At 73.6% G+C, this 25,189-nt stretch carries 18 protein-coding genes; 9 read left to right on the top strand and 9 right to left on the bottom strand.

Annotation, left to right across the window (positions count from 1 at the left end):
- Positions 1–17: 17 nt before the first annotated feature.
- Positions 18–3,257 (top strand): amino acid adenylation domain-containing protein, encoded by a 3,240-nt coding sequence (locus ACIRR9_RS45880; protein ID WP_403765026.1) that lies wholly within the window; start codon positions 18–20, stop codon positions 3,255–3,257.
- Positions 3,247–4,980 (top strand): beta-ketoacyl synthase N-terminal-like domain-containing protein, encoded by a 1,734-nt coding sequence (locus ACIRR9_RS45875; RefSeq protein ID WP_403765025.1) that lies wholly within the window; start codon positions 3,247–3,249, stop codon positions 4,978–4,980. Before ACIRR9_RS45880 ends, ACIRR9_RS45875 begins: the two co-directional genes overlap by 11 nt.
- 69 nt (positions 4,981–5,049) lie before the next feature.
- Here the strand turns inward: ACIRR9_RS45875 and ACIRR9_RS45870 are convergent, their stop codons facing one another.
- From ACIRR9_RS45870 to ACIRR9_RS45845, 6 genes are all read right to left on the bottom strand, one after another.
- Positions 5,050–5,877 carry a DUF2306 domain-containing protein gene (locus ACIRR9_RS45870; protein WP_403765023.1) on the bottom strand — a complete coding sequence of 276 codons (828 nt, stop codon included), beginning with the start codon at positions 5,875–5,877 and terminating at the stop codon, positions 5,050–5,052.
- Positions 5,878–5,944: 67 nt separating this feature from the next.
- Entirely contained in the window at positions 5,945–8,281 is a 2,337-nt protein-coding gene (locus ACIRR9_RS45865) for a M20/M25/M40 family metallo-hydrolase (protein ID WP_403765021.1), read from the bottom strand.
- A gap of 11 nt (positions 8,282–8,292) precedes the next feature.
- The gene (locus ACIRR9_RS45860; protein ID WP_403765019.1) at positions 8,293–9,216 is read right to left on the bottom strand and encodes a TauD/TfdA family dioxygenase; all 924 of its coding nucleotides are present in this window, start codon (positions 9,214–9,216) and stop codon (positions 8,293–8,295) included.
- Positions 9,213–10,454 carry an ATP-grasp domain-containing protein gene (locus tag ACIRR9_RS45855; protein WP_403765017.1) on the bottom strand — a complete coding sequence of 414 codons (1,242 nt, stop codon included), beginning with the start codon at positions 10,452–10,454 and terminating at the stop codon, positions 9,213–9,215. The genes ACIRR9_RS45860 and ACIRR9_RS45855 overlap by 4 nt, the downstream gene beginning before the upstream one ends.
- The gene (locus ACIRR9_RS45850; RefSeq protein ID WP_365345303.1) at positions 10,447–11,862 is read right to left on the bottom strand and encodes an argininosuccinate lyase; all 1,416 of its coding nucleotides are present in this window, start codon (positions 11,860–11,862) and stop codon (positions 10,447–10,449) included. The genes ACIRR9_RS45855 and ACIRR9_RS45850 overlap by 8 nt, the downstream gene beginning before the upstream one ends.
- 14 nt (positions 11,863–11,876) lie before the next feature.
- Positions 11,877–12,890 (bottom strand): cysteine synthase family protein, encoded by a 1,014-nt coding sequence (locus ACIRR9_RS45845; RefSeq protein WP_403765015.1) that lies wholly within the window; start codon positions 12,888–12,890, stop codon positions 11,877–11,879.
- Positions 12,891–13,052: 162 nt separating this feature from the next.
- Here ACIRR9_RS45845 and ACIRR9_RS45840 point away from each other — a divergent pair, with 162 nt between their 5' ends.
- Both ACIRR9_RS45840 and ACIRR9_RS45835 read left to right on the top strand, forming a co-directional pair.
- Entirely contained in the window at positions 13,053–13,607 is a 555-nt protein-coding gene (locus tag ACIRR9_RS45840; RefSeq protein ID WP_403765013.1) for a DinB family protein, read from the top strand.
- A gap of 10 nt (positions 13,608–13,617) precedes the next feature.
- On the top strand, positions 13,618–14,235 hold the full coding sequence (locus ACIRR9_RS45835) for a GNAT family N-acetyltransferase (RefSeq protein ID WP_403765011.1): 618 nt from the start codon (positions 13,618–13,620) through the stop codon (positions 14,233–14,235).
- A gap of 87 nt (positions 14,236–14,322) precedes the next feature.
- Here the strand turns inward: ACIRR9_RS45835 and ACIRR9_RS45830 are convergent, their stop codons facing one another.
- The gene (locus ACIRR9_RS45830; protein WP_403765009.1) at positions 14,323–16,692 is read right to left on the bottom strand and encodes an amino acid adenylation domain-containing protein; all 2,370 of its coding nucleotides are present in this window, start codon (positions 16,690–16,692) and stop codon (positions 14,323–14,325) included.
- A gap of 423 nt (positions 16,693–17,115) precedes the next feature.
- Here ACIRR9_RS45830 and ACIRR9_RS45825 point away from each other — a divergent pair, with 423 nt between their 5' ends.
- Together ACIRR9_RS45825 and ACIRR9_RS45820 are read left to right on the top strand one after the other, a co-directional pair.
- Complete coding sequence (locus ACIRR9_RS45825; protein ID WP_403765007.1) at positions 17,116–18,486, top strand: cation:proton antiporter; 1,371 nt, start codon at positions 17,116–17,118, stop codon at positions 18,484–18,486.
- 22 nt (positions 18,487–18,508) lie between these two features.
- On the top strand, positions 18,509–19,246 hold the full coding sequence (locus ACIRR9_RS45820; protein WP_403765005.1) for a thioesterase II family protein: 738 nt from the start codon (positions 18,509–18,511) through the stop codon (positions 19,244–19,246).
- 70 nt (positions 19,247–19,316) lie between these two features.
- Here ACIRR9_RS45820 and ACIRR9_RS45815 read toward each other — a convergent pair whose 3' ends face one another.
- Both ACIRR9_RS45815 and ACIRR9_RS45810 read right to left on the bottom strand, forming a co-directional pair.
- On the bottom strand, positions 19,317–20,666 hold the full coding sequence (locus ACIRR9_RS45815; protein ID WP_403765003.1) for an MFS transporter: 1,350 nt from the start codon (positions 20,664–20,666) through the stop codon (positions 19,317–19,319).
- Positions 20,667–20,676: 10 nt separating this feature from the next.
- Positions 20,677–23,061: an alpha/beta fold hydrolase gene (locus tag ACIRR9_RS45810; protein ID WP_403765001.1), complete on the bottom strand. Its 2,385-nt coding sequence runs from the start codon at positions 23,059–23,061 to the stop codon at positions 20,677–20,679.
- Between the two features lie 219 nt (positions 23,062–23,280).
- On the opposite strand from ACIRR9_RS45810, the gene ACIRR9_RS45805 reads away from it, so the two are divergent.
- Genes ACIRR9_RS45805 through ACIRR9_RS45795 form a run of 3 tightly spaced genes read left to right on the top strand, consistent with a single transcriptional unit; the run spans position 23,281 to position 25,146 of the window.
- The gene (locus tag ACIRR9_RS45805) at positions 23,281–23,409 is read left to right on the top strand and encodes a hypothetical protein (protein ID WP_365345284.1); all 129 of its coding nucleotides are present in this window, start codon (positions 23,281–23,283) and stop codon (positions 23,407–23,409) included.
- Positions 23,406–24,239: a DUF6202 family protein gene (locus tag ACIRR9_RS45800; RefSeq protein ID WP_365345282.1), complete on the top strand. Its 834-nt coding sequence runs from the start codon at positions 23,406–23,408 to the stop codon at positions 24,237–24,239. Before ACIRR9_RS45805 ends, ACIRR9_RS45800 begins: the two co-directional genes overlap by 4 nt.
- 49 nt (positions 24,240–24,288) lie before the next feature.
- Positions 24,289–25,146, top strand: coding sequence for an aspartyl/asparaginyl beta-hydroxylase domain-containing protein (locus tag ACIRR9_RS45795; protein ID WP_403764998.1), 858 nt, complete (start codon positions 24,289–24,291; stop codon positions 25,144–25,146).
- The last annotated feature ends 43 nt before the right edge of the window (positions 25,147–25,189 follow it).

The following is a 25,189-nucleotide window of genomic DNA, read 5'->3' as shown; positions in this document are numbered from 1 at the left end:
ACCGCTGGAGGACGGAAGTGATCTACGAGTTCCCCGTGTCGCCGACACAGGCCCGGCTACTGGTCCTGGACCGGCTGTTCCCCGGTACCGCGCAGTACAACGTGCCCGCCGCATTCCGGGTGCGCGGCCCCTTCGACCCGGCCGCTCTCACCCGGGCCCTGGACTCGCTCGTTGACCGGCACGAGTCGCTGCGGACCGTCTTTGGGCCGGGGGCGGACGGCGAACCCGTGCAGCTGGTCGCCGCCGAGGCGCGGGCGGCGGTGCGTTTCGAGGCGGGGGCAGCGGCCGCCGAGGTCCGCGAGCGCATGCTCGCGGACGCCGCCCGGCCCTTCGACACCGCCACCGGGCCGCTGCTGCGGTGCACGGTGTACAAGGCGGCGGACGGCACCCACCACATCCTGCTCGTCGCCCACCACATCGTCTGCGACGGCTGGTCGCTGCAACTGATGCTGCGTGAACTGTCCGCCGCCTACGCCGCCCACGCCGCCGGCGCGCCCTGGGTGCCGCCCGGACCGCAGCTGCAGTACCCCGACCTCGCCGGCTGGCAGCGCGAACGGCTGGCCACCGGGGAGTACGCCGCGGCCGTGGCGCACTGGGCGGACACCCTGCGCGGCGCCCCGGCCACCTCGGCGCCGCCCGCGGACCGGCTGCCGCCGCCCGCCCGCACGGTCGACGGCGGAGTCGAGCAGTTCGTGCTCCCGCCGGAGCTGCGCAACCGGCTGTCCCAGGTGGCACGGCAATCCGGCGGCACCCCGTTCATGGCACTGTTCGCGGCCTTCGCGGCCTTCCTCGGCCGGCTGTCCGGCCGCACCGATCTGGTCATCGGCGTTCCCGTGTCCGGCCGTGACCGCCCCGAACTGCAGGACATGGTGGGCATGCTCACCAACACCCTCGCGGTGCGGGCCGACCTGTCCGCACAGGTGACCTACACCGGGTTGATCGGCCGGGTGCGGGCCCGGCTGCTGGCCGGCCAGGCATACCAGGACGCGCCCTTCGAGGCCGTCGTGGACGCCGTCGCCCCCGAGCGGGTACCCGGCCAGGAGCCGCTGGTCCAGGTGATGTTCGCCTACGACGACGACACCGAGATGGTCCTCGACCTGCCCGGTGCGCAGGTACGCCGGATTCCGCTGCAGCTGCCGGTCGCCAAGTTCGATCTGCTGCTGTACGTGGAACGCTGGGGCGAGGAGCTGGTCGCGCAGTTCATCTACTCCAGCGACGTCTTCGACCCGGACACGGTGCGCTGTTGGGCGGACAACTTCCGCACCCTGCTGGACGGTCTGCTGGCCGCGCCCGACGCCCCCGTCGACGCGGCCGCCCTGCTCTCCGGCGAGGAGCTCGCGGGCGTCCTGCGCGCCGCCGACCGCACCGCGCAGGCCGCGCCCTGGGCACTCGTCCCCGACCTGGTGGCCCGGCAGGCCGCCGCCCGTCCCGACGCCCCGGCGCTGGTGTGCGGCGAGACCGTGCTCACCTACCGGGAACTGCTGGCACGGGCCGACACCCTGGCCCGGCGGCTGCGTGCGGCCGGGGTGCGTCCCGAGGTGCCGGTGGCGCTGCTGCTGCCCCGGTCCGCGGAGATGGGAGTGGCGGCGCTCGCCGTGCTGCGGGCCGGCGGGGCGTACGTGCCGCTGGACCCGGGGCACCCCACCGCCCGGCTGTCGTACATGGTCCAGGACTCGGGCGCCCGCCTGCTGCTGGCATCCGCCGGGACGGCCGGGACGGCCGCGGAACTAGGGATCCCCGTACTGCGCGTGGACCGTGCGGAGGACTGCGACGGCACGGACTGCCCGGCGGCGGAGTCCGCAACGGCCCATCGGCCCGGCCCGTCCGATCTGGCGTACGTCCTGTACACGTCCGGCTCCACCGGCACCCCCAAGGGCGTGGCCGTCGAGCACCGTGCGCTCGCCAACCTGTGCCTCGCGGTGGGCCCGGCCTTTGCGGTGGGCCCGGGGGACCGGGTGCTGCAGTACGTCAACTTCGGCTTCGACGTGGCCGTGTCGGACCTCTTCTTCGCCTGGACCGCGGGCGCCGAGCTGCACGTGGCGGCGGCGCAGGAGCGACTCGGCGAGGACCTGCTCGCCCGGTTGCGCGACTCCCGGATCGGCTACGTCTTCCTGCCGCCGTCGGCCGCCCTGTCGGTGCCGTACGACGGCGGCCTCGGCCTGCCCGACCTGCGGACGGTCGCGTTCGGCGGCGAGGCGGTCCCCGCCGAGCTGGTCGAGCGCTGGGCGGCGCCGGGCCGCCGGGTGCTGGACGCGTACGGGCCCAGCGAGGCGGCCGTCTACGCCACGCTCGCCGAACTCCGGCCCGGTGAGCCGGTGGTGATCGGCCGCCCGGTGCCGGGGGCCCGGGTCCACGTGCTGGACACCCGGCTGCGGCCGGTGCCGACCGGCGCCACCGGCGAGGTCTATGTGGCCGGGGCCTCTCTCGGCCGGGGCTACGCGGGCCGGCCCGGCATGACGGCGGAGCGGTTCGTGCCGGATCCGTACGGGCCGCCCGGCGCCCGGATGTACCGGACCGGTGACCTCGGCCGCCGGGACGCCGACGGGGTGCTGTCCTATCTCGGGCGGACCGACGCACAGGTCAAGGTGCGCGGTTTCCGTATCGAACTCGGCGAGATCGAGAGTGCGCTGGCCGCTCATCCCGGGGTCGCGATCGCGGCCGCGGCGGTGTGCGGCCCGGTGACCGACCGGCATCTGGTCGCCTACGTCGTGGCCGTCGACGCCGATGGCCCGGACGGCGGCGAACTGCGGGCTCACCTGCTGGACCGGCTGCCCGGCTACATGGTGCCCGAGCGGTTCGTCCGGCTCGACACCATGCCCGTCAACCGCTCCGGGAAGATCGACCGCGCCCGGCTGCCCGATCCGGCCGGCCTCGACGAACGGCCGGCGACGCCCGGCACGGCGCCCGCCACGCCGACGGAGCGCCGGGTGGCCGCCGTGTGGGCCCGCGTCCTGGGCCACGACCGGATCGGCGCCCACGAGAACTTCTTCGACGCCGGCGGCAACTCCGTACGGCTGCTTGCCGTCCTGGGCGCACTGCGCGCGGACGGAGCGGATCAGGCTCTGGTGCTCGTCGACCTGTTCCGGCACCCGACCGTCGCCTCCCTGGCCGCCCATCTCGACCGGGCCGGCACCGGGCCCGCACCGGTGGCCACCACCGAGGCGGCCCGGCGCGGCCGGGCCCGGCGCACCCGGACGGCGGGCGCACATGCCCGCCGGACCACCCGAACCGGAGGGACACCACGCCATGACCGATGACCCCACCCACGGCGCCGACGCCGTTGCGATCACCGGTGTGAGCGGCCGCTTCCCCGGTGCCCCCGACCTCGACCGGTACTGGGGCGCCCTGCGCGACGGCCGTCGCACACTCACCGACTTCGACAAGGACGAGCTGCTCGCCGCCGAAGTGCCGGGCGACGAACTGCGCCGCCCCGAGTACGTACGTACCAAGGGCTGGCTTCCGGACGCCGACCGCTTCGACTTCCGGCACTTCGGGTTCAACCGTTCCGAGGCGGCGGCCCTCGACCCGCAGCACCGGCTGCTGTTGCAGACGGCCTGGTCGGCCCTGCAGGACGCGGGCCACGACCCGCGCACCCCGCCGGCCCGGACCGGCGTCTACGCGGGCGGCGGCCTCACCGAGCACATGCTCGCCGCGCACGACGACGAACGGCTGGCGGCCACACTGGGCGAACTGCAGGTCCGGATCCTCACCGACCGGGAGTTCCTGGCCCCCTGGATCTCCTACCGGCTCGGCCTGGACGGCCCGAGCATCGGTGTGCAGACGGCCTGCTCCACGTCCCTGACCGCCGTCCATCTCGCCGTCCAGGCACTGCTGCTCGGCGAATGCGACACGGCACTGGCCGGCGGGGTGGCCCTGGACGCGGTACGCCCGCGCGGATATCTGTACCGCAAGGGCGGGATCTTCTCGCCGGACGGTCGCTGTCTGCCGTTCGCGCCGGAGGCGGCGGGCACGGTGCCGGGCAACGGCGTGGGCCTGGTGGTCCTGCGGCGGCTGGAGGACGCGCTGGCCGACGGGGACCCGGTGCGTGCCGTGATCCGTGGTTCGGCCGTCACCAACGACGGCGCCGGGAAGGTGGGTTTCACCGCTCCGGGGGTGGCGGGCCAGACGGCCGCCATCACCGAGGCGTGGGCGGCCGCCGGCCTCGACCCCGCCCGGGCCCAGTACCTGGAGGCGCACGGCACCGGCACGAAGCTGGGGGACCGGGTGGAACTCGCCGCGGCCGCCGCGGCGTTCGCGGCGGCGGGCACCGGCCGGATCGCGCTCGGCTCGGTGAAGGCCAACATCGGTCACCTGGACGCCGCCGCGGGCGTGGCGGCCCTGGTCAAGACGGTGCTGATGCTGCAGCGGCGGACGCTCGTGCCCAGCGCGGGGGTCACCCGGCCGCATCCGGAACTCGGCATGGCGGACACGCCGTTCCGGCTGCCCACCGCCGCCGAGCCGTGGACCGTCCAGGAAGGCGGGCCCCGCCTGGCGGGCGTCAGCTCCGTCGGCATCGGCGGCACCAACGTGCACGTCGTGCTGGAGGAGGCCCCGCAGCCCCGCCCCGGCGTCGGCCGCCGTACCGCCCGGCCGGCCCGGGTGTTCTCCGGGGAGGCACTGGGAGCGCTGCACCGGACCACCGGACCGGACGGGGACGCCTCCGGCCCGGCACGGCCGGAGCCGGACACCTCGCCGAAGCGGCCGGCCGGCGCTCTTGAGGCGGCGCTCGCCCGCATGCTCGTCGAGACGCTGGGCCTGGACGGACCGCAGGATTTCGGCCGCACCTACTTCGAGGCGGGCGGCGACTCGCTGGCGGCCGTCACCCTGGTCGGCCGGATCCGGGACGAACACGGCATCGAGGCGCCCATCACGGTCTTCCTGGAGGACTTCCCGCTGCACAAACTCGTCGACCGGATCGTCGCGCAGGCGGCGCAGGACCCGCTGGCCGGGCTGCTGGAGGAGTTCGAAGCAGGGGAGTGAGAACGTACGAGAAGAGGCCGGGCCCCGCAGGGGACCCGGCCTCCGTTCCGTCCGCCGGCCGAGGCCGCGTCACCCGGGCACCTCGGCCACGGTCACGCCGTCGGTGCGCTCACCGCCGTCGTACGCGCGCGCCTTGCGTGCCGCGGCCCGCCGCGCGGAGCGGCGCAGCTGTTCGCGCTCCAGCCACCACTCGACCAGGAGCAGGGCGACCGTCCAGCCCAGCCACACGTCGAGGCCGGACCACACCTGGAACATCACGTCCTCGTTCCCGGCGAAGTGCGAGTGGAGCAGCGGCTTGACGAACCAGCCGATCGGGATGATGAGGATCGTGTTGCTGATGACGCTCATGGTCAGGGCGAAGCTGCGCAGCATCCAGCGGCGGTGGTCGGCGGTCCGCCCCTGCCGGGCCAGTACGAATCCGTAGGTGGTGGTGGACAGCCACAGGACCGACGTGAGGGTGTCGCTGAAGGCGTTCAACGGGGCGTACGGCCAGACGAAGGTGAGCACCAGCGCGCTCACCGCGGCCGGGTAGATGCCGGCGAAGACGTACAGGCGGCCGGAGATCCGGTGGATGTGGGGCCTGCGCCGGCGCAGCGAGGGCCACACCTGCAGGACGCAGGTGATGATCGCCACCGTCGAGCCGACGATGTGGATCATCAGGATGGGGAAGAAGAGAGGATGCTCCGCGGGGGAGAGCCTGCTCCTGGCGGAGTCGAAGGTGATGTACCGCGACCAGACGGAGACGAGGATCCCGGTCACCGCGAGCGAGAGCAGGACCAGTGCGACGGTCTGCCCGCGCCCGGGGCGGCGGCGCTCGGGGGCGGATCTGCTGCCGGCGGCCTGATGCGCGCCACCGGTCTCCGCGAGAGCGGCGGATGACTGGTTTTCGGAGTCCATGGACGAAGCGTGGCCCCGCGCGGACGGCACCGGGCAGTCCCTTCTTGACGTGACAGCGGCACCCCGGTCAGAGCGTGAGGGTGCGCACCACCAGGGTCTGCCCGGCGACCGACGGCCATCCCGCCCAGCTCACGTCGGAGGGGAGGGCGGGCGCCCCGGCCCCGGCGGGCAGGCCGGCCGAGACGGCCACCACCCGCAGGCGCAGCGCTCCCGCGCCGCGGAAGCGGACGGTCAGGTCCACGCCGCCCGGGGCCGGTGCCGCGTAGGTCGCCGTCCAGCGCCAGTCGCCGTCCGCGGCCGGGAGGTTGCGGCCGCCCGCGGCCCGGGCGCCGTCCAGGTCGGCGCCGGCGATCCGGGCACGGGCGGTGTCGGCGTAGAGCACGATCTGGTGGGTGCCTGCCGGTACCCGCAGCCGGGCCCGCACGGTCCGCACCCCGTCCCGCTCGGTGGCGGAGACCCGCTCGGTGCGCGGCGCCTCCAGCGCGGCCGCCCGTGCCGTCCCGCCGTACAGGTCCAGTCCGCGCAGCAGCGGTATCCGGTCGCCGAGGGACACCCGGCCGTCCGTCAGGAGGCGGCCGACGACGGGCTGTTCCGGGCCGCCCTCGCTGACCCAGGTGGCGTGTTTGGTGTCCGCGTCCAGGACATAGCCGAGGCTGACCGCACGCGGCTGCCGGCCGCTGTAGCCGTCGAGGGCGCTGCCGACCCCGACCGTGCCCACCGCGAGGACGGCGAGCGCCGCCATCGCCGCGGTCAGCGCCCGGCGGGACGGCAGCGGTTCGAACAGGGTGAGCGCCAGCGCCCCCAGCAGCGCCGCCAGGACCAGCGGAGCGACCGTCAGGGACAGGCCCAGGGCGGGCAGCAGCAGGATGGTCAGCGGCAGCACGAGCGCCATCGCCGGTACGGCCGCCGCCGCGGCCGCCGCCGTACGCCAGCAGGAGTCCTCGTCCGTCAGCCGGACGGCCGCGGCGACCGCGGCCGTCCCGATCAGCGCGGGCCAGGTGAACAGATAGCTGCCGCCGGGCAGCAGTACCGCGCACAGCGCGCCCAGCGCCCAGAACCAGCCGAGCACGCCCATGGCGACGTCGAGGGCCGACACCCGCCGGCGCAGCAGGCGGTACCAGCCGGTCAGGGCCACCAGAAGCAGCAGCGATTCCCCGAGCAGATAGCGGCCCGGCCGGTAGACGGCACCCGCGGTGAGCGCGAACTCCGGGCGGAGCAGGCTCAGCACCCACCAGCCGCCGAAGCCGGCCGCCGCCGCGGCCAGCAGGGCCAGCGGCAGGGTCGCGGCCGTCCGGGCGGTGCCGCGCGCGCAGAGCCCCCGGCGGCGTCCCCGCCACAGCAGCAGCACCCAGCACAGCCCGGCCAGGCAGGCGAGCGGCAGGACCAGTCGTTCCGGGTACGACAGCACGGTCCCGAACACCGCGAAATAGGTGGTCCTGCTCCGGCCCGCGGTCAGGTCGGCCCCGGCCAGCTGCCGGACGGCGCCGAGCGCGGCGTCGCCCATGCTCTGCACGCTGGCCCCGCTGACGTGGTCGATGGAGTCGTGCGGGGTGTGGTAGTCCGGGGCGCCCTGGAAGAACGCGAAGTTCAGGCCGCGCACGCCGGCCTCGCCGAGCGCGGTGAGGTCGGTGTCGTTGGGCAGCATGCCGAAGATCTCGTCGGCGAGCGAGGTGGTGTACGCACCGGATGCCCGTACGGCGGGCGCGAGTCCGCCGCCCACGGTCTGGAACAGCACCGCCGGCCCCGAGGTCCCGCGTGCCTCCAGGTTGACCGCGACCACGCGCCGTGGATCGCCCGCGACGCCCGAGTCGACGAAGGCCTGTGCGCCCAGCAGCCCCTGTTCCTCGCCGTCGGTGAGCAGGATGCCGATGTCGTTGCGCGGGCGGGGGCCGCTGCGCAGCACCCGGAGGATCTCCAGCACGGCGGCGACGTTGGAGCCGTCGTCCGAGGCGCCGGGGCCGGTCGGGACCGAGTCGTAGTGGGCCACCAGCAGTACCGTGCCGGTGGGCCGGGTGCCGGGGACGGTGGCGTAGATGTCGGTGACCCGCCCGGCCGAGGTGACGCCCGCCGAGGTCCGGCCGGCGACCCGGGCCAGCTCGCGGGGCGACGTCCCGGCGTCCCGGAGCCGGCCGAGGAGATAGGCGCGGACCTTCGCCTGGGCCGGCGAGCCGCTCGGGTGCGGCTCGGTGGCTATGCCGTCCAGGGCGGTGAGGGCGCGCTGAGCCGAGAACCGGGTCGCCGGCGCCGAACCGGACCGGGCGGAAGACGGGTCGAGGGGCAGGACGGCAGCGACGCCCGTGAGCAGCAGGAGCGCCAGCATGATCCAGGCGGGCGTCCGGGACCGGCGCCGGGGCCGGGTCGGCTCCGGGGCGGGCCGGCGCGATATCTGGGTCAGGGCGGACATCGGTGGCCCCTTCAGGGTCGGCCGGCGGATGCCGGGCCGGCGTGCAGGACCGCCGTCCTGCGGTCGCCGGTGGCGGGTTCCATGCTGTGGGCGGTGCGGATGTTGTCCAGGAGCAGTACGTCCCCGGCCTGCCAGTGGATCCGGGCCGCGGCACGGTCGTACGCGGCGTTCACCGTGTCCACGTCGGCCTTGGTGAACGGCTCGCCGTCGCCGTAGCACGTCTCGAACGGCAGCCCCGGCCGGCCGAGGGCGGTGACGAGGTAGTCGCGGACCGGTGGGTCCATGGTCCACTCGCTGCAGAACGCCAGCAGATTGGACCAGGCGAGTGGGCCGTCCGGTGCGGTGGACCGGATCGCCGGCCGGGTGCGCCGGGTGACCAGACCCCGGTCGTCCCACGTCAGCTCCACGCCCTCGGCGGCCGCGTACGCCTCCACCGCGGCGGCGTCGAGCCCGGGGAAGGCGTCCTGCCAGGACATGCCGATCAGCCCGCCGGTGTACCTCCGCACCAGGGTCCAGCCGTTGCGGCCGGCCCGTTCGGTCATCCGGTCCGGCAGCAGGGGCAGAACCGCGCGTCCGTCGGCAACGCCGGTGGCCCCTCCCGAGTCCGCCGTCCGCAGACAGGCGACGAGCAGGAACGGCGGTGGCTGGCGCTGCCAGCCCAGTTCATGGTGCATGCACATGGGGGAGGTACCGGGCCAGGCCGGCTGGGACCAGACCCCGCGGCCCAGCGGCTGCCGGGCGGCGAACGGCTCCAGCTGGTCCAGGGCGGCCAGCCCCAGTCCGTCGGCCAGCTCGGCCAGCGCGTCGGCGCCGTCGACGCCCGCCCCGCGGACGACCACCGCGCCCGACGGCTCCAGCAGTTCCCGGACTCCGCAGGACAGCGCCTCCGGCCCGGACACCTCCAACACCGTGGTGCCGGATGCCGACGTGGTCATGTGCGGGCCTCTCCCGGGTCGTCGGAGCTGATGCCGACGGACAGTGTCCGTACGGCCTGTTCGGCGCGGTCGGCCGCCTGCCGGGGCGTCTCACCGACGGCCACGACGTGGCCGAGCCGGTCGAGGAAAGTGCCCTGCCGGGTGATGCGCTGCCCGGGCCGGGCCGTGACGGCCGCGTCCACCACACCGGGCAGCCGCCGGGCCGCCGCGACGTCCGGCAGGGTGCGCACCTCGCCGTCGGCGCCGGGCACCACGAACCGGATCGCCGCGCAGCCCGCGCGGGCCGGGGCGCGGGCCGGGACACGTCCGGCGGTCAGGGCCATCAGTTCCGTGATCAGGTCCTGACCGGTGGCCGCCAGGACGGCCTGCGGGATCATCCCGCCGGCCAGCCGCGGGTTGACCTCCACCACCTGGGCCCGGCCGCCCGCCAGGCGCAGTTCGACATGGGCGGCGCCCCAGCCCAGCCGGAGTGCGGCCAGGGCGGCCCGGGCGCTGTCGCAGAGCAGGGCACGGGTCGCGTCGTCGACGGGCGCCGGCACGTCGTGGCCGGTCTCCAGGAAGCCGCGGGCCTGGTCGAGGTGCTTGCCGACGACGGCCCGTACCTCGCCGTCGAACATCTCCACCGAGAACTCGGGACCGTCCAGGTAGGTCTCGACCAGCACGGAAGCCGGCAGCGGGTTGCCGCGTTCGTCCGCGGTGGTGGCGAGCAGCAGGGCGGTGTGCGCGGCGACGGCCTCCAGGGTGTCGCAGCGCCGTACACCGAGGGACCCGGACCGGCCCGGGGGTTTGACCACGACCGGCAGGCCCAGCTCGGCGGCGGCCTTCGCCGCCTCCCGCGGCGACCCGGCCGTACGGAACGCGGGGGAGGGCACGCCCTGTTCGGCGAACCGCCGGCGTTGGACCGCCTTGTCACGGGCCGCCGTCAGTGTCCCGGGGTCCGGTCCGGGCAGCCCGAGGGCCCGGGCCGCGGTGGCGGCGGTGCCGACAGAGTACTCGGAGCTGGAGGTCACCCCCGCGATGCGGTGCGCACGGGTCAGCCGCCGGCACTGTTCGAGCACCGCGGCCGGATCGCCGGTGGCGCAGCGGTGGTGGGGGACGTCCAGCTCGCTCAGATAGGGGTAGCGGGCGGGGTCCGCGCAGATCATGTGCGGGACCAGGCCCAGTTCCCGGGCGCGCTCGGCGAACAGCCGCCCGGTGCCCGTGGTGTTGCTCTCGACGAACACCAGCAGTTCAGCCATGGATGAGTTCCTCACTCGCCCGGTGCAGCCGTTCGGCGGCCAGTCGTTCGGTGGTGCGGATCCGCTCCAGAGTCCGGTGCAGCTCGTGGCGGAGCTCCCGGGCCGCGGCGAGCGACGCCTCCCGGCTGCCCGGGCCGCCGCCGTACCGGGCGCGGTCCGCGACCTCGCGCAGGTCCGGCCGGCTCAGTCCCTCCGGCGGCCAGCCGGCGCCGTTCTCGATGGCTCCCAGCACCGCCGCCCCGATCCGTTCGTGGGCCTCGCGGAACGGCACCCCGCGCCCGACCAGTTCGTTGGCCAGGACCGTGGCGTCGACGAAGCCCTGGCCGGCGGCCGACCAGGCGGTGTCCACCCGGGGCCGGGCCCCGGACACCACCAGGGCGGCCATCGCCAGGATGTCGTCGGTGGTGCGCAGGGCCGTCTCGACGGGGGCCATCGCCTCGGTGCCCACTTCGATGGAGTTGGTGAACGGCACCGACTTGCTGGCGGTGACCGCCGTGACCCAGGCGCCCACCACCCGGCTGGGGCGGGCCTTGAGATATTCCAGCAGGAACGCGTTCCGTTTCTGCGGCATGGCCGAGGAGCTGCCCACCAGCCAGTCCGGAAAGTCCAGATAGCCCAGCTCGGAGGTGCTCCACAGCTGCAGGTCGGTGGCGAGGCGGGACACCGTCACACCGAGGTTCGCGGCGTTGGCCAGGGTGTCCAGCGCGATGTCCCGGGAGGCGATCGCGTCGACGGCGTGCAGGGGGCCCGACTCGAAGCCCAGAAGGGCCGCGGTCCGCGCGGTGTTCAGCGCCAGGTCGGTGCCGGCCACCGCGTGCGCGCCGAGCGGGCAGCGCCGGATCGACTCCACCGCGTGCGCTATGCGTTCCAGGTCACGGTGGAGCGCCAGTGCCACCCCCGTGAGGTAGTAGCCGTAGGTGATCGGCATCGCGGGCTGGTAGTGCGTGTGGATCGCCATGACCGCGTCCAGGTGCTTCCCGGCCGCGGCGAGCAGCGTGGTCAGCAGCCGGCATCCGCCGGCCAGCAGGTCGATGCCCTGCCGGCGCAGGGCCAGCAGGGTGGTGGTGGCGTTCAGGTCGTTGCGGGAGCGGCCGGTGTGCAGCAGCCCTCCGGTCTCGGAGCCGCACAGTTCGCTCAGCGCCTGCTCGTACGCCAGGTACAGGCCGCGCGGGCGGGGCCGGGAGAGGACGGCGGCGAAGCCCTCCTCCTCGACGCGGGACACCGTGCGCAGCAGCCGGGCGGCCCGGTCCGGCGGGATGATGCGCTGCTCGGCGAGCATCACCACGTGGGCCCGGTCGACCCGGCTGATCAGCCGCAGCGCCGCCAGGTCGGACGGGTCGTCCGGCAGGCCGTAGTAGAGCCGCTGGGCCTTGTGCGAGAGAGCACCCTTGATGCGTCCCGTGCTCACGGACGGCGTCCGGTTCACGGCCGGGGCCCCGGCGGGGCGGCGACATCGGACAGCCGGCGCCTGTTCCAGCGCATCCAGGTCCACGAGGACTCGCCGGCCGGCCGGTTCACCTCGCGCGGTTCGCCGTCGGCCCGGCGCACGGGATCGGCGTCCAGCCAGCTGTCGTCGTAGACCGTGTCGAGATAGCGGTCGCCCTGGTCCGGGAGCATCACCACGGCCCGGACGCCCGGGTTGCGGGCCGACCACCAGCGGGCCACCGCCACGGCGGCGCCGGAGGTGGGGCCGTGGAAGAGGCCGTTGGCGCGGTGCAGCCGGCGGGTCTGGCGGTAGGCCTCGCCGGCCGGGCACCAGTGCACCTCGTCGAAGGAGGTGTGGTCGAGGATGCCGGGCAGCACGCTGTTGCCGAGGCCGCGCAGCTCGCGCACCTGGTCCGGCTGCCCGAACAGCACGCTGCCGGGGGTGTCCACACCGACGGCTCGCAGTCCGGGGTGGTGCAGGCGCAGCCCGGCCGCGGTCCCGCACATGGACCCGCCCGAGCCCACCGGGCCGATCAGCGCGTCGACGGCGCCGAGCCGCCGGTGCAGGTGCTCGGCGACGATCGAGTACGACGCCGGGTTGAGGGGGTTGTCGTACTGGCGTGGCCAGAAGTGGTCCGGGAACCGCTCGCGGACCTTGGCGAGCCGGGCCAGCCGTACCGTCTGGTACTCGCCGAGCGCGGACGGCGTCCGGCACATCTCGACGGTGGCGCCGAGGTCCGCCACCCGACGGCACAGCCGGTCGTCCATCGCGGGGTCGGTGACCAGCACCAGCCGGCGGCCGATGAGGGCGGCCTTCACCGCCAGGGCCAGCCCGTAGGTGCCGCTCGTGGACTCGACGACGACGGTGTCGGGTCCTATCTCGCCTGTTTCCAGGGCCGTGTTGACGATGTGGTGGGCCGGCACCATCTTCATCAGTTTGAAGGAGGCGCCCCAGAGATCGGGGCCGAGCCTCACCACATGAGGCAGGAGATCGGCAGTGGCCGCGTCCAACTCGGGCTCCGAATGAATCAAGACCACGGTCGGGCCGTCTTTCTACGATGTGAACGAGAGTCCTGAGTACAAAAGGCACGTTAGGGAGCCGCCGGAACAGGCGGGAGTCACCTGAATCAGGGGCCCGGCCGGGGTGAAAGGGCCCTGGTAGATTCCGCAGGCATGACAAATTCCGATGCTCCGGTCCTGGCGGACACCCCGCTCGCGGGCGATGAGGCCGCGGCGCTGCTGGGCACGCTGGAGCGCATGCGCACCCTCCTGGAATGGAAGTGCTCCGGCCTGGACGCGGCCGGCATGAACGCGACGCTCGGCCCCTCCACGATGACGCTGGGCGGGCTGGTCAAGCACATGGCCTGTGTGGAGGACACCCACTTCCTCAGACTGCTGCACGCCCGGGAGCCGGGTGCACCGTGGGACACCGTCGACTGGGATTCCGACCCGGACTGGGAGTGGCGCACGGCCGCCGACGACTCCCCCGAGGAACTGCTCGCGCTCTGGCGGGCCGCGGTGGGGCGGTCCCGGGCGTCGGTCGCCGAGGCGCTCGATCAGGGCGGCCTCGACCACGTGGGGGCCTTCGTGAACCGGCGGGGCCAGTCCCCGAACCTGCGCTACGCCGTGATCACCATGATCGAGGAGTACGCGCGGCACACCGGGCACGCCGATCTGATCCGCGAGTCCGTGGACGGTCTGGTCGGCGAGGACCCGCCCCGGGACTGAGGAGCTCACGATGACCGGCCAAGCGCCTTTCTCTCCGGACGAGTTGACCATCGTCCCGGCCAACGAGGCCGCCTGGGACGACATCGCCGCCGTCTTCGGCACCACCGAGGCCGGCCGTTGCCAGTGCCAGCGGTTCAAGGTGACCGGCTGGATCTGGCGCGACACCACCCAGCAGGAGCGGACGGAGCGTCTGGAGGCCCAGACGTCCTGCGGTGTCCCGGACGCCTCCGACACCTCCGGGCTGGTGGCGTACGCCGACGGCGAGCCCGTCGGCTGGGTCGCCGTCCAGCCCCGGACCGCCTATCCCAAGCTGCGCACCTCGCGTGTGGTGTGGGCGGGCCGGGACCAGGACAAAGACGACGACGAGGTCTGGGCGGCGACCTGTTTCGTCGTCCGCAAGGGCTACCGGGGCAGAGGGCTGACCTACCCGCTCGCCCGGGCCGCCGTCGTCTTCGCCCGGGACCGCGGGGCCCGCGCCCTGGAGGCGTATCCGATGACCACCCAGCCCGGCCGGCAGGTCACCTGGGGGGAACTCCATGTGGGCGCCCGGCAGGTCTTCGAGGAGGCGGGTCTGCGGGAGGTCACCCGGCCCACGCTCCGGCGCACCGTGATGCGGATCGACTTCTAGCCGGCCCGGCCCCGCGGCCCGCCACCACAGCACAGCACCCGGCTCCGGACCAGGTCCGCAGCCGGGTGCTGTGCTGTGCGGTGCGGGTCAGCCGGCCGCGGCGGCCTGGCGGATCGACTCCGCCGCCTCCCGGAGGGTTCCCGTGAGCAGGGCGGTGACGTCGGGCTTCGCCGGCAGTTCCCGCTCGCACGCGTCGAGCAGCTGGAAGGCGAGCATCGAATGGCCGCCGAGCTGGGTGAAGTTGTCCAGCACGCTGACCGGCGCGGTGCCCAGCAGCCGGCTGTAGAGGCCCGCCAGGACCGCTTCCACCTCGTCGGCCGGCGGTTCGATCGGACGGTCCGGGACGTGCCCCAGCAGCGCGTCGGCGTCGAGCTTGCCGTTGACGGTCGCGGGGATCGCCGGCACCGGGACGATCCGTTCGGGCCGCATGTGCTGGGGCAGCTGGGCCGCCGTGCGGGCGAGGATCGCCGCGGTGTCCAGCTGCTCCGGGTCCCGGCCCTCGGCGGGCACCACGAACGCGAGCAGCCGGGCGGGTTCCCCGTGCGGTACGACGGCGCAGTCCTCGACGGCCGGGTGCTCCGCGAGCACCACCTCGATCTCGCCGAGTTCGATCCGCAGCCCGTGGATCTTCACCTGCCGGTCGATCCGGCCCAGATGCTCCAGCACCCCGTCGTCGTCGTACCGGCACAGGTCGCCGGTGCGGTACATGCGGGATCCGGGCGGGCCGTACGGGTCGGGCACGAAGCGTTCCGCGGTGCGGCCCGGGGAGCGCCAGTACCCCTGGGCCAGTCCGGTCCGGCCGGCGACATAGGCCTCGCCGGGCATGCCGACGGGGACCGGTCGCAGCCGTGTGTCCAGCACGAGCATCCGGAAGTGGCTCTCGGGACGGCCCAGCGGGACACGCGCGCCGGGGTTCGGCTTGATGGGCATGTCGACGACCGTGCCCGCCTCGGTGGGCCCGCAGACGTTCACCAGGGTGGTGGCGGGCAGGGTCGCGTAGAACCGGTCCCGGACCCGCGGGGTGACGGGCTCGCCGCCGCACAGGGCCCAGCGCAGCGCGGTCGCCCGTGCCGGGTCCACGTGCTCCAGGAACGGCGACATCACGGTCGGCACGAGGAACAGTGTCGTGATGCGGTGTTCCTCGACCAGCCGGGCGAGGTGCCGGGCGTCGCCGTGGCTGTCGGGACGGCACACCACCAGCCGGGCACCGTGCCACAGCGGCCAGAAGATCTCCCAGATGGACACGTCGAAGCCGGGGGAGGTCTTGAACAGGGCCGAGTCGCCCGGCCCGAACGGGTACTGGCGCTGCATCCAGTCGATGTGCGCCAGCGCTCCGTCGGTCGGATAGGCCACGCCCTTCGGCCGGCCCGTCGACCCGGAGGTGTACAGGATGTTGAAGAGGTCGGCGGGGACGGTACCGGAGACGGGATCCGTGGTGTCGTACCCGGCCCACAGGGCGTCCTGCGACTCGACGTCCACCACCCGCCAGTCGCCTGCCGGGATCCGGTCGCGGCAGGCCGGGTCCGTCAGCACGTGGGTCGGCGCGGACTCTTCGATCATGAGGGCGAGCCGGGCGTCGGGCAGTTGGGCGTCCAGCGGCACGTAGGTGGCGCCCGCCTTGACCGCCGCGTAGATCGCCACGACCAGGGGGATGCCCCGCTCCAGGCAGACCCCGATCCGGACGCCGGGGGCGGCGCCGCCGGCGCGCAGGAAGTGCGCCAGCCGGTTCGCCCGCTCGTTGAGTTCCCGGTAGGTCAGGGTGGTGCCGGACTCGTCGACCAGCGCCACCGCGTCGGGGGTGCGGGCCACCTGCTGCTCGAACGGCTCGATCATGCTGCGGAAACGGAGCTCCGGGTCCCGGTACGGGTTGAGACCGGTCAGGATCCGCTCCCGCTCCTCGTCGTCGACCAGCGGATGCGAGCCCACCGGCTCGTCCGGCCGCTCCGCCAGCAGGGCCAGCAGCCGCAGGTACGTCCGTGCCCAGCACTGGACGGTCGGCGCGTCCGCGGAGGCGGCCGTGCTCTCCACGTACAGCCGCCGGGTGTTCTCCGAGACCAACAGGGTGACATGGACCGGGCCTTCGGCGGGCTCCTCGTGGGCGCTCCCCAGCAGCGAGCGGAAGTCGGTGGCCGGATCGACCGGGCCGGTGCTGCGCTCCCGGGTCCCCTGCATCACCCGGCCGCGCAGCGGGGCACCGGGCCGTGACAGCAGGGCGGTGAGCACGGCCGCGCCCTGGGCGAGCGCGGTGAACTCGTCACCGCCGGCGTCCTTTGCCAGCGCGCGCAGGGAGTTCATCGTCGTGGCGGGGACGGTGATGGGCCCGATGCACTCGGGCGGGGCGGCGGCCGGCTCGTCGGTGGCCGGAGCCGGCCGGGCAGCGGCTGCCGTACGCAGCTCGACGGGGGCCGGCTCGGGTGCGGCGACGGTGCAGACGGCGGCGCGTTGGTGACGGTTCACAGGCGCTCCTACGGCAGTGGCTGTCGCGACCGAAGTAAACGAAGGCCGCCGTGACGGAATCAAGGCGTGCCGGTGTCCCTGGTTCTGTGGACCCCCTGTCACCCCATGTCACCTGGGCTTCGGAGGTACGTCGCCGATTCGGGTGACTCCATCGGCGCGCGGTGTGGGCCTAACGTCGAGGACCGGCGGAACTGCTCGCGCAACCGGGCACCGCCACGACGTCCACCGGCACCTCATGGTGGCGAACACCGCGGCCGGACAGGGCGGTTCGCCCTTCATCCGTCGTCGATGCACCAGGCGGCCCGCTCCGGTCCGGCCGCGGTGGACTTCCCTGAATCCCTGTTTCCGCGTCCCGCTCGGCGGCGACTCCCGCCTTCGGAACGCGCGGCCGGGCCGCGGAGGCCCACCGCGAAGGAGCACCGGATGACACTGTCCACGGCCGGTCGGCTGATACTCGATCTGGCGGTGATCGTCACACTGGCCCGACTGCTCGGCGCCGCTGCCCGGCGGCTGGGACAGCCCGCCGTGATCGGCGAGATCATCGGCGGGATCCTGCTCGGACCCACCCTCTTCCACGGCGAGTTGACCCAGGCGCTGTTCCCCGCCGAGGTGCGTCCCTCGCTGAAGTTCGTCGCCGACGTCGGCGTCTGCGTGTTCATGTTCCTGGTCGGACTCGGCCTCGACCGCGGTCTGCTGACCGGGCAGGGCCGGCTCGCGGTCACGGTGTCGCTGAGCTCCACCGCGCTGCCCTTCGGACTGGGAGCGCTGCTGGCGCTGTATCTGCTCGGTGACCATCCGGCCTCGCACGAGCTCGCGTTCGTGCTGTTCCTCGGCACCGCGATGTCGGTGACGGCGTTCCCGGTGCTGGCGCGGATCCTCACGGACAAGGGCCTGATACGGACCCCGATCGGCGGGGTCGCGCTCGCCGTCGCCGCGATCGACGACGTCCTGGCCTGGTCGCTGCTGGCCGCGGTGGCGGCTCTGGCCGGCGGAGCCGCCAACCCCTGGCTGGTGGTCCTCGCGCTGCCCTACGCGGCCGTGATGCTGTGGGTGGTCAGGCCGCTGCTGGCACGGCTGGCCGAGCGGCGGGCGGCGGCGGCCGGCGGCCGTGCGGCCGGCGCCGCCGTGCTGATCGCCGTGCCGGCCGGACTGTGGCTGTCGGCCACCGTGACCGACCGGCTCGGCCTGCACCTGATCTTCGGAGCCTTCCTGTTCGGCGCCGTGCTGCCCCGCACCGGGGCCCCGCAGCTGCGCCGCAGGGCGCTGCCGCTGGTGGAGCGGATGAGCGCGGCGGTGCTGCTGCCGGTCTTCTTCATGATCGCCGGACTCAACGTGGACCTGTCGTCGATGAACGCGACCGCCTGCGCAGAGCTCGGGCTGATCCTGCTGGTCGCGATCGGGGGCAAGTTCGGCGGAGCCTTCCTCAGCGCCCGGGCGATCGGGGTACGGCCCCGGCACTCGGTGGTGCTCGGCGTGCTCATCAACACCCGTGGGCTCACCGAGCTGATCGTGCTGACCGTGGGGCTGCAGGTCGGTGTGCTCGACCGGCGGCTCTACTCCCTCATGGTCGTCATGGCACTGATCACCACGGCCATGGCGGGCGTCGTGCTGCGCTTCGTCTACCCGCCTGAGCGGGTGCGCCAGGACCTGGCCGCCCAAGACCGGACGGCGGGCGAGGCCGCCGCCAAGGCCGAAGACCTCTCCGGTGGCTCCGCCACAAAGACCACGGACCCGACCGGTGGCCCCGCCGCGGCCGCCGGCCCTCACCCGCCGCTGCGCCAGGAGCGGTCCTGATGGATTCACCGGGAGTTTGCCGATGACCCTGCCCACCCACACCCCGACCCCTTGGCTGCACCGCCCGCCGTCCGCCGACGCGAGCGGGCGGGTCTTCCTCGTCCCGCACGCGGGCTGCGGCGCCAACATCTTCGACGGCTGGCCCGAACGGCGGGCAGGCGTCGAGTTCCTGCCCGTCGAACTGCCGGGCCGGCTCACCCGGTACGGCGACCCGATGCCGGACACCTTCCAGGAACTCGCCGCGGCCCTCATCGAGGGTCTGCGCCCCTTCCTCGACCTGCCGTACGCGCTGTTCGGACACTGCTGGTCCGGACTCGCCGTCTACGAGGCGGCCGTCCAGCTCGGCCGGGCGGGCCTGCCGATGCCTGAGCGGCTGTTCGTCTCCGGTCAGGTCGCCCCGCAGGACGGACCGGTCGGACGCATGCTCGGCATGGACGACACCGAACTGGCGCAGGAGCTGTCCGAGACCATCCGGGCGGCCGGCAACCAGCCGCATCCCGAACTCGTCGCCCTCTACACCAAGGTGCTGCGAACCGACGTCGAGGTGTGCCGGCGCTACGTCGTGCCGGAACCCGCCCGGCTGGACTGCCCGGTCACCGCGATCGGCTGGGCCGAGGACACCGACGTCCCGCCGGAGCGGATGACCGGCTGGGCGCGGTGCGCCGACACCGCCTTCGAGGTCTTCCCCGGCCCGCACCACCGGTTCCTCGACGCACCGGCCGAACTGCTCGCCGTCCTGCGCGCGGGCCCGTCCTCCTGACCGGCGGACCGCGCACGCACAGCCCTGAGGGGGCGGACATCACGTCCGCCCCCTCAGGGTCCTCCTGCCGTCACCTGGAGGTGGCCGCCCCGGCGTCGTCCCACTCCCGCACGGGCACGTCCGGGAGTTCCTCGTCCAGCCGGCGCAGCCGCGGCGAGCGGACGACCAGGGCCACCCCGAGCGCCGTCACCACGCCGAGCGCCGTCAGCGCCAGCGCGTAGCCGCGGCCCGCGCCCTCGCCGACGAGCAGGGCCACCAGATCCGAGCGCACCCGCTCGGCGCCGACCAGCGGCACGGCCACGTACTCACAGACCACGCCCGCCAGCAGGTTGCCGACCAGCTGCGGGGTCAGCGCGATGGCATTGCGCAACGCCACCGTACGGCCCAGCATCCGGGGCTCCACCTTGACCTGCCAGACGGTCTGGACGATCCCGACGATCAGGGTCGCGGACCCCATGAACAGGAAGACCGCCACGGTCAGCAGCGGCAGACTGGGCCGCAGCGACGCCAGCACGATCGACGCCGCGAACACGAACAGTGATGCCACCAGACCGCCGACCCGCTGCTTGGGCCGGGGCCAGGTCCAGACGCTGATCACCCCGCTGACCACCACCATGCCGAGGGCGCCGACGGACATCACCAGGCCGAGATCGCCCGGTGCGCCGAAGGCGAGCACGAGCGGCGGCAGCACCAGTTCGCCGAAGCCGACGCCGAAGCTCATCACCCCCAGCAGCACGGCGAGGGACAGCAGCCCGGGCCGGGCCCGCAGATACCGAAAGCCCTCGCGGGCGTCCTGCAGTACCGAGGCTGGGACCCCGCCGGTGGCGGTCTCCTGCAGCGGCAGCCGCGGGATGCGCACCAGGGCGAGGGTGACGATCGCGAGCAGGAAGGACGCGCAGTCCAGCGCGACGATGCCCTCGATCTCGACGGCCAGCAGCAGGGCCCCGGCGAGCAACGGACCCACCACGGCACTGACTCCGGTGGCCAGCATCCGCAGCCCGGTGGCCCGGCCCAGCTGTTCCTGCGGCACCAGCAGTGGCAGCGCCGCTTCGAAGGCGGGCAGGTCCAGCGCTCTGAGCGAGGCCGTGACCAGGACGATGAAGTACACCTGCCAGACCGCGAAGGTGTCCGTCCACAGCAGCACCGTCATGAGCAGGGCGACGAGCATGCAGCCGCCGTTGCTGACCAGCATCGCCCGCCTGGCCCCCCAGCGGTCCACCAGGGGGCCGGCGACCGGCGAGACGATCAGGAACGGGACGAAGGGCAGTGCGTAGAGGACGGCCAGTGTCGTCACCGAGTCGGACTGCAGGTAGCAGTAGACCCCCAGGGCGAAACTGGTGACGGCGGAGGCGACCAGTGACACGAACTGGCCCGTCCACAGCACCACGAAGGCTCGAAATCCCGACGCTGATGGCTGCATGGTGTCCGGTTCACCGCTTTGCTGGGTGGTCGAGCACGCGCCGGAGGATCCCGGCGAGGTCCTCCGGCCGTTGCTGGTGGAAGTAGTGCCCGGCGCCGGGCACGGTCTCGATCCCGACGGCGGATCCGAACCGCGCCCACTCCGCGTACCGCTGCCGGTACCGCGGGGTGCCCGGGTCCTCGGTGCCCGCGATGAACGTGATCGGCGCGGTGAGCGGAGCGGTCGCCCCGTTCTTCGGCCACACCCGGGAGAAGTACTCGCGACCGACGGCGATGTCGTGGTGGGCCGCGCGCGTCACGAACTCCAGCTCCTCCTCGCTGAGTTCGCCGTCGAAGCCGGCGGCCTCCCGTAGCTCGCGCAGCTCCTGGGCCACGGCGTCGGTGCTCTCCATCCGGCGCAGCAGGACCCGGCCGATCCGCCCGCCGTCGTAGAACGGGTAGGAGGCCCCGACGAACAGCCGGGTGACCGGCCGCCCGGCAGCCTCCAGCAGCCGTACCACCTCGACGGCCAGGGGCGTGCCCGCCGAGTGGCCGTACACCGAGACCGCGCCCTCGACGGACTCCAGGACGGCGTCGGCGCACTGCCGGGCCACCTCCTGCAGCGGCCGCAACTCCTCGGCACCGCCCGGCTCGTGACCGGGAATCGACACCGCGAGCAGTTCGATGCCGGGGGGCAGGGCGCGGGCCAGCGGCTGGTAGCTGATCGCGCTGCCACCGCCGTACGGGACACAGACCAGGGTGTGGGCGGGTGCCTGGGCACCGGAGGTGAGGCGGCGGACGAGACCGGCGGGCTGTTCGCCGGACCGGAGCGCCCCGGCCAGCGCGCGGACGCTCGGGTGGGCGGCCAGCATGCCGAGCCCGGAGCGCGCGATGCGGTTGACGGCGCGTACCGCGTCGAAGGAGTTGCCGCCCAGGTCGAAGAAGCTCGCCAGGGCGTCGACGCCGGTGATGCCGAGGACGTCCTCGAACACCGCGGCTATCGACTCCTCCAGCGGGCCGGCGGGTGCCTCCGGCTCGCGTGGTGCCGCCTCGGCCGGCCGCTCGCCGGACACGGCGCCGGCCAGGGCGTCGGGGCGGGGGCCCGCGGCCTGCACGACCGAAGAGATCTCCGTACCGGTGACGACGGCGTCGAACACGCGGAAGAGACAGGCGAGCACGTCGTCGACGAACCCCGGCGCGAACCGCTCGCGGTGGATGAGCAGCTCCAGCTTGTTGACCGGGTCGGGGGCGAGGGTCAGCGTCAGCGGGATGTCGATCTTGTCGAAGAGCTCGTGGGTGCGGAAGGAGAGCTCCTGGCCCGACTCGGAGTCGACGGCCAGCGAGTAGTTCTCCAGCACCAGCAGGCTCTCGAAGAGCGCCCGGCCGGTCGCGCCGCTCCACTTCCTGATGTCGCCGAGCGGGGTGTACTCGTACCGGCGCATCTCCGCGTACCTGCCCTGCAGCTCGCGCAGCCAGGGGCCGAGGGCGCCCCCCTCGGGTACCGAGAGGGACAGCGGCAGGGTGTTGGCGAACGACCCCACGATCCGGTCCACCTGCGGCAGTTCCGGGGGCCGGCCGGAGCTGACACAGCCGAAGGTGATCTCGCTCCGCCCGGTGAGCCGCTGCAGGACCACCGACCAGCAGGCCTGCACCACCGTGCTCAGCGTCACCTGGTGACGTGCCGCCGTGTCCCGCAGCCCGCGGGAGACCTCCGGCGGCAGTTCCACGGTGCGCCGCTCCACCTCGCCGGTCCCGCGCTGCGGGTCCGCGGGTGCCAGCCCGAGCAGCGGGCTGGGGCGGACGTCCGCCAGCGTCCGGACCCAGAAGTCCCGGGCCTCCTGGAGGTTCTGGCGCTGCAGCCAGGCGATGTAGCTGCGGTAGGGCGGGGCCGGCGGCGGCGGGGGCGTGCCCAGAGCCAGTGACCGGTAGTGGGTCATCAGCTCGTTCATGAAGACCGGCACCGACCAGCCGTCCAGCAGCAGGTGGTGGTAGGTCCAGATCAGGGTGTGCCGCTGTGCGCCGCGCCGGATCAGGTGCAGCCGCTGCAGCGGCGCCTCGGCGGGGACGAACCCCACCGACCGGTCCTCGGACCGCAGCCGCTCCAGCTCCTTGTCCTGGCGCTCCTCGTCCCGGTCCGTCCAGTCGTGCCGGTGCACGGGCAGCTCCACCTCGTGGTGCACCACCTGCAGCGGCTTCTCGATGCCGCCGTCCCAGTGGAAGGAGGTGCGCAACGAGGGATGCGCCTCCACCATGGACCGCCAGGCGAGCACCAGAATGTCGAGGTCGAAGGGCCCGTCGACGGTGTAGGTGTGCTGACTGAGGTACATGTCGGCGGCGCCGTCATGCAGGCTGTGGAGCAACATCCCCTGTTGCAGCGGGGAAAGCTCATAGACGTCATCGATATTCTTGGTACCCACCCAAGCTCCCTGCGGAAATCATTCGAGTGCGGTTCTTACCGAACGTACGGGGCGGCTCCCGGCACGTCGCGTCACCCAAACCAGGGGCGGTTCTCCACAAAGGCTGCACGCAGTCGCCCAAGGTGTTCGACTGCGAAGTTGAGCAGTCGAATTCAACGGCCGTTCTCCTAGGCTCGTTCACCTGGTGACAGTTCGTACCGGCATGAGCCAGGAGTGGGAATGAGCCAGCTCGGAGAGCTGGAACTCAGCCCGGTGCACACGGGCCGGCGGTACGGATCGACGGCGGCGCCGGGCGAGACCCTCGCCGGCGTCGCGCTCTCACGACCTACCTGCCGGGAGGCACCATGACGACCCTTGCCCTGCCCCCTGCCGCGCTGTCCGCCGCGGAGCAGGCGGAACTGGACGCGCGCGTGGAGGCCGCGATCGACGAGGCAGGCCTCAGGCGTGCCGACAACCCGTTCTTCGGCGCGGCCCGCCGCGCCGGGACGGTGAGCCACGAGGGAGCCCTTGCGGTGGCCCACCGCTGGCGGGCGATGACCAAGGGCTTCATGTTCACCACACTCTCCGGCCTCGGTGTGCTGGCCGGCCGGCTCAACGCCCAGGACGCCCCCTCCCCGGTGCTGCTCGGCGCCTTCCAGACCGTGTACCAGGTGATCGGCGACGATCTCGCCAACGCGGCGCCGGAGTTCAGCGCCGTGGCGCCCAAGGGCCCGGCCGGCATCCACTACGTCTGGTGGCAGGACACGGTTCTCGCCCCGGTGGCGGCGCTGGTGCCGGCCGAGGTACGCGAGCGGGCCGCCCAGCTGCCGCCCGCGGTGACCGACCTGCTGGCCGACATGGACCGCCTCGCCGCCGAACCGCTGGGCGCCGCTGTGCAGTTGCGCATCGTGGAGACCATCGCGCTGGACATCGCGGTGGCGTTCCGGCGGATGTACGGCAAGGTGCAGGCCGTGGACGGCGCGCTGTTCCGCCAGGACGGCGCCCTGGACTGGGTGGACTCCCACATCCGCGCCGAGACCGTGCACGCCGCCCAGGTGAGCGCCGACGAGACCGGCATGACCAGTCTGGTCACCTCCGCCGCGGAGGCCGACGACTTCGTGCGGCTGAGCGTCGAGTACGCCGCGCACTGGTCCCGCTCCCTGGCCTCCTTCGCGGACTGCCTGCCGGACGCCGCGTAAGGGGGCCGCAGGCCGCCCCCACCCGTCCCGTACACCCAGGGAGATCCTGATGACCGACACCACGGCCGGCAAGGCACCGGGCGCCGAACGCACCCGCCGCCTCGCCACGGTGCCGCTGGACACCGAGCGGCTCGCCGCCGACCTGGAAGTGATGGACCGGCTTCCGTACGCCTCCTCCTACAGCGACTTCGCCTTCGCCCCGCTGCGCAACACCATGCTCTGGAACGCCACCGGGGTGCTGGGCGAGGCCCTGCTCGGCGACTACCCGGGCGGCGCCCGGCCGACCGAGCACGGCCGGCTGCTGCCCTATGTGAACGAGCTGATCACCGGTCTCTTCCGCACCGAGCACCTGAAGTTCGCCCGGCTGCTCGTGCTGCCGCCGGGCTGCGTGATGGTGCCGCACCGCGACTACCTGGAGCTGGATCAGGACATGATCCGCATCCATGTGCCGCTGCGCACCTCCGAGCGGTGCTTCAGCTCCCAGGGCGACACCGTCTTCCATATGCGGGCCGGCGAGATGTGGTTCCTCGACGCCACCCGCACACATACCGCCGCGTCCTTCTGGGACATCGACCGTATCCATCTGACCTGCGACTTCATCGCCGGAAGCATCGACGAGGTGCTCACTGCGCCGGCCGCGCACCGGCCGGGCGTCCCGGCCGGGAACATCGCCCCGCGGCGGCCGCTGCGCCCCGCGGAGCGGGACGCCCTGCTGGGCCTCGCCGGGCTGATCGACCTCGACAACTACCGCGACGTGATGGCCGTCCTGACCAAGCGTCACTTCGAGGCGCTGATCCAGGCCGACGAGGTCTTCGGCTGGATGAAGGACATCGCGGCCGCCTCCGGCCGGCCCGAGGTCCTCGACCGGGTGGCCCGCGACGAGGAGTACTACCTGGTCCGCCGCTGAACCCCGGGGACAACCCGCCCGGGCCCCGCCGAGACACCTCGCC

Origin of the sequence: Streptomyces sp. NPDC101234 (genome assembly GCF_044767525.1) — a bacterium.
Lineage (GTDB): Bacteria > Actinomycetota > Actinomycetes > Streptomycetales > Streptomycetaceae > Streptomyces > Streptomyces sasae.
The sequence above is the reverse complement of the archived record's forward strand: the minus strand, read 5'-3'. Positions and strand labels throughout refer to the sequence as shown.

Coding starts and splice junctions, on each gene's coding strand:
- ACIRR9_RS45875 (WP_403765025.1), top strand. CDS start 3,247: ATGACCGATGACCCCACCCACGGCGCCGACGCCGTTGCGATCACCGGT.
- ACIRR9_RS45870 (WP_403765023.1), bottom strand. CDS start 5,877: ATGGACTCCGAAAACCAGTCATCCGCCGCTCTCGCGGAGACCGGTGGC.
- ACIRR9_RS45865 (WP_403765021.1), bottom strand. CDS start 8,281: ATGTCCGCCCTGACCCAGATATCGCGCCGGCCCGCCCCGGAGCCGACC.
- ACIRR9_RS45860 (WP_403765019.1), bottom strand. CDS start 9,216: ATGACCACGTCGGCATCCGGCACCACGGTGTTGGAGGTGTCCGGGCCG.
- ACIRR9_RS45855 (WP_403765017.1), bottom strand. CDS start 10,454: ATGGCTGAACTGCTGGTGTTCGTCGAGAGCAACACCACGGGCACCGGG.
- ACIRR9_RS45840 (WP_403765013.1), top strand. CDS start 13,053: ATGACAAATTCCGATGCTCCGGTCCTGGCGGACACCCCGCTCGCGGGC.
- ACIRR9_RS45835 (WP_403765011.1), top strand. CDS start 13,618: ATGACCGGCCAAGCGCCTTTCTCTCCGGACGAGTTGACCATCGTCCCG.
- ACIRR9_RS45825 (WP_403765007.1), top strand. CDS start 17,116: ATGACACTGTCCACGGCCGGTCGGCTGATACTCGATCTGGCGGTGATC.
- ACIRR9_RS45820 (WP_403765005.1), top strand. CDS start 18,509: ATGACCCTGCCCACCCACACCCCGACCCCTTGGCTGCACCGCCCGCCG.
- ACIRR9_RS45815 (WP_403765003.1), bottom strand. CDS start 20,666: ATGCAGCCATCAGCGTCGGGATTTCGAGCCTTCGTGGTGCTGTGGACG.
- ACIRR9_RS45805 (WP_365345284.1), top strand. CDS start 23,281: ATGAGCCAGCTCGGAGAGCTGGAACTCAGCCCGGTGCACACGGGCCGG.
- ACIRR9_RS45800 (WP_365345282.1), top strand. CDS start 23,406: ATGACGACCCTTGCCCTGCCCCCTGCCGCGCTGTCCGCCGCGGAGCAG.
- ACIRR9_RS45795 (WP_403764998.1), top strand. CDS start 24,289: ATGACCGACACCACGGCCGGCAAGGCACCGGGCGCCGAACGCACCCGC.